The following is a 12,690-nucleotide window of genomic DNA, read 5'->3' on the forward strand; positions in this document are numbered from 1 at the left end:
CGAATGTAACCACGCGATCACGTTGCGAATCCAGGTATTCGCTGGGGCGCATATCCATATGCGTTATTGGTCATGGCCGCATGTGCGGGTTGCTGGTCACTGTGGGAGCACCTCCAGCCGACCAGCGAAAGGCACACCGTGACCACACAACACGCAGCACCAGAGCCGGTGATCGGCTGGAACTACCTGGCGGCCTCGGGCCGCCCCATCGTCTGGGCCGGTCCGGTCACGCATCCGGGACCGCTGCCCGGATCGGCCCTCCCACCAACAGCACGACGCCGGGCGGTGGGGTACGTGCGGCTTCGACCCGACACCGACACCGCCGCCAGCGAGCAGATCACCGCGCGCCTGCGAGGGTTCGCGGCGCGGTCAGGGCTGGACCTGGTCGACATCTACACCGAGCACCCGCACCCCTACCGGCGATCGGCGTTTGGTGAGCTTCTCCAAGCGCTGTGCCGCCCCGACATCAGCACCGTGGTGATCCCCGCTCCGGAGCATCTGTCGGAGTTCGACGGCATCTATCAGGCCATGCGCGCCCTGATCGAGATAGAGACCGGCGCTGATGTCTTGGTGATGTCCCACACCACCGAGGCCACGCAATGACCCCGGCACCTGTCCATGAGGTCCATGACCGGCGGCTGAAAGAGTTGCTCGGTCAGGTGATCGCGGCGGAGGTTCCCGCGATCGTTGTGGACCAAGCCACCGCCGAACGGTGGCTCCTACGGCTGGCCGGTGCCTTGCTGGGGATCAACGCCCGGCACCGCGTCGACCCGCGCGGGAGGTGCCGGTTGTGCCGCCCCGGATTCCTGCGGCGATGGTGGCCCCGGGGGGCGCGGCGAGTCTGCACTGTCCAACCGACGCTCGCGCACTACCTCCGCGACGCCGAACCGTTCCTATTGCCCACCGAGGATCACGGGGCCTCATGAGCGACCGGTTCGCGCCCGTGCCGCCCACCGTGCGCGCCTCCGAGGTCACCCTGTTGGCGCTGCACACCGCGATCACCCTCGGCGCGCAAGTCGCCCGCATCAGCGCCCGAGTGTGGGGCCTGCCCTACCTCGAACGCCCTGCCGAACGGACCGCTGGCCACCTGCTCGCCCGCGCCGTCGAGAACACCGGCCACCCCGACCCCAATCCCCGATACTCCGACATCGACTGCGCCACCATCGCCGCCGTGAGTATCCGGGTCCACCGCCGCGCAGACGCCCTGATCATCGACGTGTGAGACACCGACCCCACCCCGCCAGACACCACCCCACCGGACCCCCACATGAGCGCCGTAGGCGCCCTGGCGCGCCGCTGGGGCACCTACCCCTCCCCGTGTGGCGGGAAGGTCATGTGGGCCGAGATAGGCGCAGACGATCACTCACCTGCCGGGCTGGCGCAACCTGGCGGTTCTGACCATCTCACGCCGCGCCCCGATCCCAGCGCCGATGCGTGCCCATGCCACGCCGCATAACCCCCCCACCGAAAGCGGAGGTTTTACTAGGTTCGTCTCTCCGCACCGACGAACACCGGGACGGAGTTGCTGGTCAGCGTCGTTGGCGTTGGGCGGCGCGGAAGTGGTCAGGTGCTGAGCGGCATGCGGCACGATGGAGCGCGAGTGGGGCGGTGACGGGACCAAGCGACCCTGGCCGCGGCTCGGGAGTAGGACGCCAAGCTGCCCAAGCTCGGCCGTTGCGCCAGGGTGCAGGCGGCTGATGGGGCGATCACAAATCAGCCGCAGGCCTTCGCAGTGGTGCCGCTGCCCTTGTTGACGCGGCCGATTCCGGCCGTCACGCTGCCCGTGGCCTGGGCGCAGACGCCGCTTGGCGCGTAGACCATGTCGCCCCAGTGGTGCCCGCCGTTCCCGGCGCGGTAGGTGAAGGAGATGTTCTTGCGGCTGGTGAAGACGGTGATATGGCCGGTCGCGTTCTTGGGCACCGTCACCTCGCCCCAGTTGGTGCCGCAACGACGGGAGTAATACAGCCGGATCGTGCCCAGGGTGTCATCGATCTCGTTGCTCAGCGAGGCCTTCTTCCCGGTGTAGACCTTGCTGTTGGCGCACCCGCTTCTGTAGGGGTCCTTTCCGTCGTACGTGTGGGCACTCGCTGGGCCCGTGGTCAGCAAGAGCGTGCCAATCGTCGCTACGGACACCGCAGCCGCTGCTACGTGGATCTTCATATTGGTCGACTCCTTTGTGAGAGGCCCGGGGTGTGAACTCAATTTCTCGCCCTTATCTCTCCGCGAGAGATGATCTCTGGAAGGAGGGAGACTTCCCGATAGGCGGGGGAGGCGAGAGCAGCTCCGACTATGCCGGGCGCCTCGAACGGCGGCAACGGACATCCGCCGGATAGCCGTCCAAACATTGTCCAGACGTCCGGTTTGGACAAATAGCCCAGGCCGATGGGGGGTGGCCACAGGGCGCCGCCCGCAGCGACGAGGTCTCCGTCACCCGGCAATGAGATGAAGGGACATCACTTTGGGTAACGATAAGGTGACGGGCCGCAGCTGGCGGCCTGGACGGTGCTCCGGGGGACGGCCGGCCCTGTGTGAGTGTGCACCGCCTTGTCCCGGCCGAGGAGTGTCATGTCACCCACCACCGTTGAGGTCTCGACCGCCTATGGCCCGGTATCGGGGCTGATCGAAAACGGGATCACGTCCTTCCGCGGGATCCCCTATGCCGCCGCTCCCGTCGGGCCGAACAGGTTCGGCGCGCCCGTGCCGCCCGATACGTGGAGTGCGCCGTTGCCCGCTCACGAGTTCGGACCGACCCCGCCGCAGCCGCCGCTCAAGGGCAAGCTCGGCGAGCTGTTCCACAACCCGGTCATCCCCGGGGACGGTTACCTCAACCTGAACGTGTGGACCAGCGCCGCCGGCTCCGATGCCGCGATGCCGGTGCTGGTGTGGATCCACGGCGGCGCGTTCACCACCGGTTCCTCCGCGGTGACGACCTACGACGGCGCCACCTTCGCCCGCGACGGCGTCGTCTGCGTCACCATCAACTACCGCCTCGGGATGGACGGCTTCGCCTACATCGAAGACGCTGCCGTCCCGGCCAACCGCGGCCTGCTCGACCAGATCTTCGCGTTGGAGTGGGTGCGGGACAACATCGCCGGCTTCGGCGGCGACCCGGGCAACGTCACCGTGGCAGGCGAGTCCGCCGGCGCGATGAGCGTGCTGACCCTGCTCTCCCTCGACCGGGAGCTGTTCCACCAGGCCATTGTCGAAAGCGGCACCGCGCACATCGGCCAGACCCTCCAGGACGCCGCCCTTGTCACCGCCGCCGTCGCCACCCGGCTGGGTGTGGCGCCGACCGCCCAGGCGCTCGCCGCAGTGGACACCGCCGCCTTGATAACGGCGCAGGCCGAGGTGAGCGATGACGTCACTTCCGGCGCCGACCCCGCGCGGTACGGGGCGAGCACCATCGCCTCGTGCGGCATGTCGTTCATGCCGGTGGTCGACGGCGAGGTGGTTCCGCGACTGCCGATCGACGCCATCGCCGACGGCTGTGGCGGTGACGTGCCGCTGCTGATCGGCACCACGATCGAGGAGTTCAGGGCCTTCGTCGTTCCCACCGCCATGGTGGGCTGGCCCGGTGCGGCGCCGTTCAGGACCAGGACCGAGGTCTACGGTGCCCCGGCCGGCTTCTACGACCGCTACGCCGATACCAGCGTCGAGCCGTACGCGCGCAACGCCCCCTCCGGCATCGCCTGCGCGACGCTGACCGACCGCATGTTCCGCATCCCCACCTACCGCATCGCCGAGGCTCGCGGCGACGCGCCTGCCACCACCCACGTCTTCGAGTTCGGCTGGCGGTCACCCACCACGCCCAACACCCTCCGCGTCAAGCTCGGCGCCTGCCACAGCCTTCCGCTCCCCTTCGTGTGGGACACGCTCGACAATCCCCACAGCGCGGAGTTCACCGGTCCGAACCCGCCCCAGGAACTGGCGGACGCCCTGCACGGACGCTGGGTCGAGTTCGTCAAGACCGGCGACCTCGGCCAGTGGGCCCCCTACAACACCACCGAACGCCCGGTGATGACCTTCTACCGCGACAACATGCCGGACAACGTCATCGTCCACGACCCGCGCCGCGACGAGCGGGAAATCTGGAAGAACGATCTCAACCCGAGCTGACCGTCAGCACGGCCCCGGCCTCCGGCGTGCGCGGTGCGCGCCGGAGGCGTGCGGGTGTGATGTGGGCAGCGGCACGATACCTCCCGCGAGGCCGACGGTGTCGGCTGGGGAAAGGCGGTGGAACGCTGGGGAATGTCAGCTGCCGCCGACGCCCAGGGCGGAGAGCAGGACCAGGACTACGGTCACGACAGCGAACAGCCCGTGTGCGCCGACCACGGCGACCGGGAAGTGCCGCTCGGCGGGGGCGGTGTGCTCGCCTGCCGCTGGTGCGGTGGTGGCGCGGGCACGGTGTACCGGGATCCACCGGCTCAGCATGACGAACCCGAGCAGGGCGACGGGCACCAGCAGGACGAAGGCGATCCAGGCCAGCGCATCCAGGTCGGCGATGAGGTAGACGATCCAGACGACGAGGCCGACGGCGGCCAGCGCGAAATGGCCGAAGATCACCGGGACCGGGAGGTGGCTGCCGCCGCGGGCGCCGCCGCGCGAGAGCCAGGTGCCGAGCATGTAGAAACCGCCAAGAGCGGTGATCACCCAGGTGATCAGTGCGGCGATGTTCATGGGAACTCCAGATTGATCATGGCCGCACCGGGACGGTGCGGCAGCCGGTGCGGAGTGTCAGTGGGTACGGCCGGCGGATATGAACCCTTCGGCCTGCGTCGTCTCGTCGGCCACGCGGACGCCGTAGCGGTAGGAGAGCTTGCCGCCCAGCCATCCCGACACGGCCAAGGTCAGGAAGGCGGCGGCGTTGAGCGTGAGCGGCCCGGCGGGGACGCTGCCGGTGACGGTCTCGGAGTGCCGCCACAGGAAATTGCCGAGGTAGGCGGCGGTCACCAGCAGGTTCAGGGTCATGTGGGTGAGCGCCAGCCGGAACGCGCGCGTGCCCGCGGGGATGGCGAACAGGTCCAGGAATCCTGCCATGGCCGCGCCCAGAGCGCCGATCACGCCGACCGCGATCAGCCACATCGCCCCCTGGGACAGGAAGCGTGGGTCCGCCACGAGCTGTGAGGCGATGTCGAAGACCAGGCTGGCCGCCCAGGCGCCGATCGGGATCGTGACCAGCATGGGATGGAACGGGTGCCCGTACGGGCCGGCGAGCGCGGCGCTGACCGGCTGCTTGGCTTGATGCGGCTGGGTCATCACGGCCACCTCCTTTTCACCAATGGATTTTGGTCTTATTAGGGATGGCGGTCAAGTAGGGCCGTTCAATAGGCTGCTACCCATCGTCTGGCAATGCATGCTGGCGTTACCATGAACGCGTGACCTCCGACATGAGCCAGCTGGCGTCTCCGGCGGATGCCGCGCTCGATTCCCTCAGCGTGCTCGGCGAGGGCACCCGGCGGCAGATCTTCGCCTTCATCCGCCGTGCCCGCCAGCCCGTCACACGCGAGGAGGCAGCCGCCGGCGTTGGCATCTCCCGCAAACTCGCCGCGTTCCACCTGGACAAGCTGGTCGACGTCGGCCTGCTCCGCACTCGGTACGTGTCCCCCGCCGGAGGGCGCAAGGTCGGCCGGCAGCCCAAGGTCTACGAGCCGACCGACAGCCCCATCCAGGTCAGCATCCCCGAACGCCGCCACGAACTGCTGGCCGGCCTCCTCCTCCAAGCCGTCCTGACCGAAGGCGACGACGAGAGCGCCGCGACCGCCGCCGTACGCACCGCCAGGCAGCACGGCCACGAACTCGGCGGGCAGGATCGCGCACGCCTGCGCCCCGGCCGGCTCGGCGCCGAACGCGGCCTGACCCTGTGCGAGCACATGCTCGACCAGCACGGTTTCGAACCCACCCGGCAGGCCCCCGACCGGCTACGGCTGCGCAACTGCCCCTTTCACCCCCTCTCCGCCCAGGCCCCCGACCTCGTCTGCGGCATGAACCACGCCTTCCTCACCGGGTACCTGCAAGGACTGCAAGCCACGGCCGTTCAGGCGGTCCTGGCCCCACACCCCGGTGAATGCTGCGTCCAACTGCAGCACGCGCAGTCACAGGACCCGCCCAAGACCGGCTGACACCAGAGAAGGGCTCTTGCCCGTCCTGCGCGCATGGGGAACGTCGGAAGGTGTGAAACAGCCCCGGCTTTCCCCGATCAGCCGCATGGTGGTGGCACCGTCGCCGGAATCGTGCTGGTGCCGGAGGTTCTGCGTTTGCTGACACCCAGCGCGGATCCGCTGTCGGTGTTGCGGGCGACGCTGATCCGCTCTCCGATGGAGATCTCAGCCGAACCCATGGCATTTGGCCTCTCGCACGTCCGGGACCAGCACATTCCGAACCACCGCTCTCCACGGTAAGCCTTAGCGTGCGTGTCACCATCAGCGGGAAGGGCGGTCGCGTGCTCACGAACCGGCTCGTTCTCTGGGACGTCGATCACACCTTGATCGAAACGGGCGGGGTGGGACGGGGAGGTCTTTGCTGCCGCCTTCGCCGAGGTGACCGGCACGCCCATGAAAGACATGGCCGAGGTCAGCGGGAGAACCGAACTGGTCATCTTCGGCGAGACGCTCGACATACATGGAATCCCGCGCTCTGATGATTACTTCGAGAGGTTCATCGACCTCCAGGCGCGCGATTATGAGGAGCGTGCGCATGAGATGCGCCTGCGGGGCCGCCTCCTGCCAGGCGCACTCAACGCGCTACAGGCGCTGAGCCGCGTACCTGGCATCACTCAGTCCGTCCTGACGGGGAACACGAAGGCGTCAGCGGAAGCCAAGCTGAGGATCTTCGGGTTGAACTGACTCCTTGATCTGGAGATCGGCGGGCAAGAGCAGCCCTGCCGACCTCAAGGCGGCGGGCGCGGACGTCGTCTTTCCCGACCTCGCCGACAGCGCCGCGCTCATCCGGACCGTCACGGGGTGAGCGGGCCTACCTTAACCAGCCAATACCGGTGCTGTTGGCGACAATAGCCCAGGTCAACCCCCGAAAACATGGGATGCCGGGTGCGCTGGCCATCAGCGCACCATCAGATGTGCCCTCACGAGGCGTCAGGCCACCCGACCGAGAAAAGACGCCGAGGAGCGCTCAGGTCCGCTCAGCGGATCGATCGAACATCGACGAAGGGATCTCCCATGCGCACCAAGCTTGCCACGGCCGGCCTCGCTCTTGTTCTGGGTGGCGTTGGTCTCGCTCTGGCCCCTGCCGCCGGCGCCGCCGGCGTGTCCTCCGCTTCGCGGACGGCGACCGTCGCGGCGCCCGAGTTCTCCGTCAATGGCAGGTGGCAGTTCACTCAGAGCGGCGGGATCACAGTGACGATGAACGTGACACAGGACAGCAGCGGGAGGCTCTTCGGGACCGCCTCCTGGTCCGGCGCCGTGGGGACGATCGAAGAAGGCGCGGTGGAAGGCCGGAACATCTTCTTCACCGTTGGGTGGTCGAACGGGGCCAGGGGCCGATACACCGGCTCGCTGGGCTCGGACAGGCGCCTGTCCGGGACCACGTTCGACCTGAATAATCCGTCGAGTCAGGCGAACTGGGTCACCACTCGCACCTTCTAAGACGAAGCCGAGGTCGGTGTAGGAGAAGGTGACCTTCTCCGCGCCCAGGCCGCCGGCCTCGGGCAGGACCCGCTCGGTGACGGGGCGGTGCCGGTCATTCACCGCCGGGCCGCGGCCGGCCGCGCGGGAGACTTGCGCCCGCGCGGCCGGAGTGCGGATCCGTCACCCGATGGCGTACGCCCGGGTGATGGTCTGTGTCACGCGGTCACCCGCCGCGTCCGTGACCTTGGCGCGCAGTGAGACGAACCCGGGTGCGGCCGGGTTCGTGATCCGGGCCGTCCATCCTGAGCCGGCGTGGGTCAGCCGGACCGGCCGCCAGTTCGCCCCGTCGTCGAAGGACGCCTCAAGCGTGATCGATGTGGCGTGTGGCGCGGAGGCGCCGGGGTTGCGGTGGAGGCTCACCGGGACGACGGTCGTGGACCCGGGCTTGGCGCGGTTGTGGTCGTCCAGGCCCTCGGGGGCGTAGCGGACGGCGGTCAGGGGCAGCGGCCGGGGTTCGGCCGTCCGCTGCGACTGGAATGTCCAGGTCGACTCGACCTTCGTGGACAGCGCCGACGGCCGCCGCGCCGACGCGGTCAGCGTGTAGGTCGCCGGCTCGGCGGGCAGGCGGACGTCCAGCCGGCAACTTTCCGTGAATCCGGGTTCGCAGGTCGCCAGATCGGTCTCGGCCAGTTTCTCCTCGCCGCGGGCCAGGGCGATGGTGCCGGTGATGTCGTAGTCGCCACCCATCAGTCCGGCCCGCCCGTCGGCGAGGATGCCGTCGACGTTGAAGTTCAGCCAGTCGCCGTCGCGGCTGCCCGCGGACGTGCCGAAGGCGGGACCGGTCACGGCGGCGTTCCACAGCTCGGTGACGGGCTGGCGGCCAAGCACCTGGCTCACGCCCGACACCCAGTGGGTGCCCGTCGTGATGTTGGTTGCCCAGGCGAAGCCGGGAGTGCGGTAGTGCGTCATAGTGGCCGGCAGATTCAGGCTCGGGCTCCCGGACAGCCAGGCGCCCCCTGCCCAGGACCCGCCGGGGATTAGCGGCCCCGCCATCACGTCGGCCGTGCCGGGCACACCGGGCGCCCGGTACGTCGCGCTCACCTTCACCAGGTCACGTGTGCGCGCCGTGTACGACAGGTCGTCCGGAATTCCGCCGGTGCGGTAGTCGACCAGGTCGTAGCGGTACGGGCTCGGCGCGGCGTCCTTCTTGTGCCAGGTGCTCCCGGCCAGGTACTTCAGGCCGGGCTGGCGCACCGGCACAGCGTAGACGTCGTCACCGAAGCTGGACCAGCCTTGACCGAACCAGCCGTTGGCCAGGGTGATCTCCTCACTGCCGTCCTGGACGGCGGTCGGCTCGTCCACCGTGAACGTGATCTCCTTCCCCTGGCGCGCGTCCACCGTCACTTCCTGGTCCGCGCCGTCGATGGTCACGGGCCGATGCGCGGTCGTGGATTGGTCCGAGTTGAACACGTTGACGTAGAGGTTCCACTCGCCCTTGGGTACCCGTACTCTTGCGACGCCTTGGTCGTCGAACGAGAGCGTGTTCTGGGTATCGGTCTCGAGCTGGTAGAGATAACCCATGGCGGAGCGGGGTGTCTGGCCGTCCCTCTCGATGGTCTTGACGGTCAGGGTGTGGGTCTCGGGCTCCACGTACGCGCCCGCGAGCGTGCGCACGACGGTATCGCCCGACTTGGCGGTGACGATGCCGGGATAGTCCCCGGGCGCCTTGCCCTCCGCGCGGATCGTCAGCTCGACCGACGCCTCGCCCTTGGCGGGCACCTCCAGCCGCTTGGAACCCAGCTCCAGCCCTTCGCCGTCCGCGGCGAGGTCCAGGCTGAGCGGGGTGTTGCCGGAGTTGGCGTACGTGAGCGTCTTGGTCGCCACGCGCTCGCCGGTGCCGTTCCAGGGGAAGGAGGCCCAGACGTTGCCGGTCGTCGCGGCCACCTGCTGGGAGACCGCACGGGCCACGTCCACGCGTCCGGCGCCCTCCTCATAGATTTTGGCGCTCCCGTTGGGGGCGGCGCTGCCGATGAGGGCCGCCTTGAGCCGCTGTCCGCTCCAGTCGGGATGGCGCTGGGCGAGGATCGCGGCGGCTCCCGCCACGTGGGGTGCGGCCATCGAGGTACCGCTCATGGCGACGTACGGGGCGTCGGCACCGCCATTGGCGTTGGCGGCCTTGATGGCGACGCCGGGGGCGGTGAGGTCCGGCTTGATGGCGTGGTCGTTGAGCCGGGGGCCCTTGCTGGAGAAGTCGGCCACCTTGTCGTCCCGGCCGACGGCGCCGACCGTGAGGGCGGCGTCCGCGCTGCCGGGGCTCAAGACCGAACCGGGCTTGGCGTCGTTGCCCGCGGCCACGACGAAGAGCGCGCCGGTACGCTCCGACAGCGTGTTGACCGCCTGCTCGACCGGGTCCACGTCGATCGTGTCCGGGCCGCCGATGCTCATGTTGATGACCTTGGCCTTGACCTCGGCCGCGGCCCACTCCATGCCGGCGACGATGTCGGATTCCCGCATCACGAAGTCGCCGACCTTGCCGATGACGAGTTTCGCGCCGGGCGCCACACCGCGCTGTTTCTCTCCCGCTCCCGCGACGATCGACGCGACGTGCGTGCCGTGCCCGTTCCTGTCGCGGATGTCATCGCGACCGGTGAAGTCGCGTGCCTGCGTGACGACGTCCTTCAGGTCGGGATGCGTGGGGTCGTAGCCGCTGTCGAGCACGGCGACCGTGACGCCCTCGCCGGTGAAGCCCTGCTTCCACGCCTCGGTGGCGCCGATCTGCTTGACGCTCTGGTCGAGGGTGAAGGAGCGGTGGCCGTCCAGCCAGATCTTCGTCCGGCCGGCGGTCAGAGTCTGGACGCCGTCCGTTATGCCCTTCCACGTCTCGGCGGCGCTCTTCTTGGGCACCTCCTCGGCGGACATGCCGAGGGAGGACAGCCGCCGGTCCTGGCGAGCGCTCCGGAGCGCGGGCACATCCCCCTTGGTCGACTGCGTGATCAGCGGGATGTCGCTCCGCTTCGCGTCGCCGTACCCCCAGGCCAGGAGCTGCGTGACGTCGAACAGCCGCTCGTCCAGAACGCCCTTGGCCACCAGCGGATGGGCGTCGGACGGGTAGACGTACAGATGGCCGTCGCGGTACTGGCTGCTGTAGTGCGCCTGCCTGCCCGCTCCCAGCTCCACCCGATGCCCGGCGGCGGTGACGACGACGCGGTCGCCGGTGATCAGCGTCACCGTGCCGGTCGGCCGGTTCGTCGCGCCTTCTTGCCTCGCGACTCCCGGGGTCGGGGCCGGCGTCGCGGCGGCGGGTGCCGGGGCGGTCGTGACGCCGGCCGTTACCGCCAGGATGGCGGCCAGCAGGCCCTTGCCTAACCTCATGCGTTTCCTCTCCATCGGCTGCATGACCGATCGCCGCCGACGACGCTCAGGTACGTCCAGCGGCAACGCATGAGCAAATGTCCGGATACGGCAGGGTGTTACCGAGTCTCGGGTGAAAACTGAGCCTTTCGGGAAAATAGGCTTTGTTGTGAAACAGGGCCGTTAAGCCGGACATTTGCTGAGGTGTGTCCAAACAACGGAGAGAAGGCGACATCGGGCCCCCGGCGCCGGAGCAACGCTTCGAGCAGCTCTACCTGGCGCACTATCCCGCCATCGCCGCCTATGTGGCGCGACGTACCGAGTCCACGGACGACATCGCCGACGTGATCGCCGAGACGTTCACGACCGCCTGGCGCCGGCTGGACGACATTCCCGCGGGGGACGAGGCCCGGCTGTGGCTGTACGCCGTCGCCCGGCGGGTCCTCGCCAACCACTTCCGCGCCGAGGAGCGCCGATCGGCGCTGGCCGCGCGGCTGCGCGAGGAGCTGTCCACCTGGTCCAGGCCGGTGGCCGAGCGGTACGGCGAGGCCACCCGCCAGGCGTTCATGCGCCTGTCGCCCGACGACCGGGAACTGCTCGCCCTGGTCGGCTGGGAAGGGCTGAGCAGCGCCGAGATCGCCAAGGTGCTCGGCTGCTCGCGCGGAGCGGCGCGGCTGCGCCTGCACCGCGCCCGCCAGCGGCTGGCCAAGGAACTGGCGGCCGCCGACCTCGACCTGACCACCTACGGCCTGCGCGCCGTCGCACTCGCGGAGGGAAAATCATGAAGAACAGCGTGGACCGCGTGGTCGCCCACCTGTCTCCTGGCGCCGGGCCCGGCATGACCGAGGCGGCCCACGAGCTCATGCGCGACATCATGGCCGCCGAGCCCGCCACAGCCAGGGCCGTCGCACCGGCAGGGCGGCGCGCGCGCCGGCCGCTGGTCCTGCGCGCCGCGGTGCCGGGCGTGGCCCTGCTGGCCGCCGCGTTCCTCGCTCTGAGCTGGCTCTTGCCCACCGGGCTCGGCCTCGGGCCCGGGACGGCCGCGGCGCTCGACATCAAGAAGGAGGACGGCTACTACGTCATCGAGATCAAGGACCTGTACGCCGACGCCGGCACGTACCAGGCGCAGCTCCGTGACGCCGGGCTGAACGTGACCCTCAGGGTCATCCCCTCGACGCCGTCGTGGGTGGGCTCCATCTTCCCCACCTCGCTCACCGATCACCGGTACCTCGACGAGATCAAGACCATCGACCAGCCGGGGACCTGCGACAAGATGGGCGGCTGCCCCATCGGGGTGAAGATCCCGGAGAACTTCCAGGGACCCGCCGAGATCACGCTCGGGCGCGAGGCCCGGCCCGGCGAGCCGTTCGAGAACGGCACCACGATCGACGGCCTGGGCGAGCCGCTGCACTGCCTGCCCTACATCGGACGGACCGTGGCCGAGGTGCGCGGCATGCTGCAGGAGCGCGGCGTGACCATCCAGAATTTCGAGGACATGGACCCCATAACCGGCGGAACGAAGCAGTCGGTGCCGGACTCGTGGCTGGTGGAGAACGGCTCCATGACAGAGCCGGGCAAGGCGACCCTGAGCGTGTACGAGGGGTCCGAGCCGCAGGAGCCAGGAGGCAGCCGGGGCGAGAACTGCCCGACCTCGTAGGCCCGCGAGCCGCCGCCCGAACCGGGGGTACGAGGGCTGCCGCCCGCACGGGCGCCGGGCAGCAGCCCTCTTCCCATCGCCCGAGGCGATGTGGCGGTTTCG

At 69.2% G+C, this 12,690-nt stretch carries 12 protein-coding genes; 8 read left to right on the plus strand and 4 right to left on the minus strand.

The genetic code is table 11. The annotated features are described in order from the left end of the window. Positions 1–138: 138 nt before the first annotated feature. Together ACIBO2_RS03235 and ACIBO2_RS03240 are read left to right on the plus strand one after the other, a co-directional pair. A complete protein-coding gene (locus tag ACIBO2_RS03235) occupies positions 139–603 on the plus strand; it encodes a hypothetical protein (RefSeq protein WP_358536294.1) in 465 nt (154 codons plus the stop codon). A 319-nt stretch (positions 604–922) separates the two neighbouring features. Further along, on the plus strand, positions 923–1,222 hold the full coding sequence (locus tag ACIBO2_RS03240) for a hypothetical protein (protein ID WP_358536296.1): 300 nt from the start codon (positions 923–925) through the stop codon (positions 1,220–1,222). Between the two features lie 491 nt (positions 1,223–1,713). Here the strand turns inward: ACIBO2_RS03240 and ACIBO2_RS03245 are convergent, their stop codons facing one another. Further along, positions 1,714–2,160 carry a DUF2690 domain-containing protein gene (locus ACIBO2_RS03245; protein ID WP_225290036.1) on the minus strand — a complete coding sequence of 149 codons (447 nt, stop codon included), beginning with the start codon at positions 2,158–2,160 and terminating at the stop codon, positions 1,714–1,716. A 405-nt stretch (positions 2,161–2,565) separates the two neighbouring features. Here ACIBO2_RS03245 and ACIBO2_RS03250 point away from each other — a divergent pair, with 405 nt between their 5' ends. Next, entirely contained in the window at positions 2,566–4,116 is a 1,551-nt protein-coding gene (locus tag ACIBO2_RS03250) for a carboxylesterase family protein (protein ID WP_358536299.1), read from the plus strand. Between the two features lie 135 nt (positions 4,117–4,251). On the opposite strand, the gene ACIBO2_RS03255 is transcribed toward ACIBO2_RS03250, so the two are convergent. Together ACIBO2_RS03255 and ACIBO2_RS03260 are read right to left on the minus strand one after the other, a co-directional pair. Then, positions 4,252–4,677 carry a hypothetical protein gene (locus tag ACIBO2_RS03255; protein ID WP_358536302.1) on the minus strand — a complete coding sequence of 142 codons (426 nt, stop codon included), beginning with the start codon at positions 4,675–4,677 and terminating at the stop codon, positions 4,252–4,254. Positions 4,678–4,734: 57 nt separating this feature from the next. Further along, on the minus strand, positions 4,735–5,256 hold the full coding sequence (locus ACIBO2_RS03260; RefSeq protein ID WP_357941929.1) for a DUF2231 domain-containing protein: 522 nt from the start codon (positions 5,254–5,256) through the stop codon (positions 4,735–4,737). A 119-nt stretch (positions 5,257–5,375) separates the two neighbouring features. Between ACIBO2_RS03260 and ACIBO2_RS03265 the strand changes: the two genes are divergently transcribed. The 3 genes from ACIBO2_RS03265 (at position 5,376) to ACIBO2_RS03275 (ending at position 7,598) form a co-directional block, all read left to right on the plus strand. Further along, positions 5,376–6,119 carry a helix-turn-helix transcriptional regulator gene (locus tag ACIBO2_RS03265; protein ID WP_397295100.1) on the plus strand — a complete coding sequence of 248 codons (744 nt, stop codon included), beginning with the start codon at positions 5,376–5,378 and terminating at the stop codon, positions 6,117–6,119. Positions 6,120–6,536: 417 nt separating this feature from the next. Then, the gene (locus ACIBO2_RS03270; protein WP_397295102.1) at positions 6,537–6,842 is read left to right on the plus strand and encodes a hypothetical protein; all 306 of its coding nucleotides are present in this window, start codon (positions 6,537–6,539) and stop codon (positions 6,840–6,842) included. Positions 6,843–7,172: 330 nt separating this feature from the next. Next, a complete protein-coding gene (locus tag ACIBO2_RS03275; RefSeq protein ID WP_358536329.1) occupies positions 7,173–7,598 on the plus strand; it encodes a hypothetical protein in 426 nt (141 codons plus the stop codon). 162 nt (positions 7,599–7,760) lie between these two features. Here the strand turns inward: ACIBO2_RS03275 and ACIBO2_RS03280 are convergent, their stop codons facing one another. Next, positions 7,761–10,952 (minus strand): S8 family serine peptidase, encoded by a 3,192-nt coding sequence (locus tag ACIBO2_RS03280; RefSeq protein ID WP_397295104.1) that lies wholly within the window; start codon positions 10,950–10,952, stop codon positions 7,761–7,763. Between the two features lie 185 nt (positions 10,953–11,137). Between ACIBO2_RS03280 and ACIBO2_RS03285 the strand changes: the two genes are divergently transcribed. Together ACIBO2_RS03285 and ACIBO2_RS03290 are read left to right on the plus strand one after the other, a co-directional pair. Further along, positions 11,138–11,716: an RNA polymerase sigma factor gene (locus ACIBO2_RS03285; protein ID WP_397295106.1), complete on the plus strand. Its 579-nt coding sequence runs from the start codon at positions 11,138–11,140 to the stop codon at positions 11,714–11,716. Further along, the gene (locus ACIBO2_RS03290; protein ID WP_358536338.1) at positions 11,713–12,588 is read left to right on the plus strand and encodes a hypothetical protein; all 876 of its coding nucleotides are present in this window, start codon (positions 11,713–11,715) and stop codon (positions 12,586–12,588) included. The genes ACIBO2_RS03285 and ACIBO2_RS03290 overlap by 4 nt, the downstream gene beginning before the upstream one ends. The last annotated feature ends 102 nt before the right edge of the window (positions 12,589–12,690 follow it).

Origin of the sequence: Nonomuraea sp. NPDC050022, from assembly GCF_044460705.1 — a bacterium.
Lineage (GTDB): Bacteria > Actinomycetota > Actinomycetes > Streptosporangiales > Streptosporangiaceae > Nonomuraea.

Coding starts and splice junctions, on each gene's coding strand:
- ACIBO2_RS03240 (WP_358536296.1), top strand. CDS start 923: ATGAGCGACCGGTTCGCGCCCGTGCCGCCCACCGTGCGCGCCTCCGAG.
- ACIBO2_RS03245 (WP_225290036.1), bottom strand. CDS start 2,160: ATGAAGATCCACGTAGCAGCGGCTGCGGTGTCCGTAGCGACGATTGGC.
- ACIBO2_RS03250 (WP_358536299.1), top strand. CDS start 2,566: ATGTCACCCACCACCGTTGAGGTCTCGACCGCCTATGGCCCGGTATCG.
- ACIBO2_RS03255 (WP_358536302.1), bottom strand. CDS start 4,677: ATGAACATCGCCGCACTGATCACCTGGGTGATCACCGCTCTTGGCGGT.
- ACIBO2_RS03260 (WP_357941929.1), bottom strand. CDS start 5,256: ATGACCCAGCCGCATCAAGCCAAGCAGCCGGTCAGCGCCGCGCTCGCC.
- ACIBO2_RS03275 (WP_358536329.1), top strand. CDS start 7,173: ATGCGCACCAAGCTTGCCACGGCCGGCCTCGCTCTTGTTCTGGGTGGC.
- ACIBO2_RS03280 (WP_397295104.1), bottom strand. CDS start 10,952: ATGAGGTTAGGCAAGGGCCTGCTGGCCGCCATCCTGGCGGTAACGGCC.
- ACIBO2_RS03290 (WP_358536338.1), top strand. CDS start 11,713: ATGAAGAACAGCGTGGACCGCGTGGTCGCCCACCTGTCTCCTGGCGCC.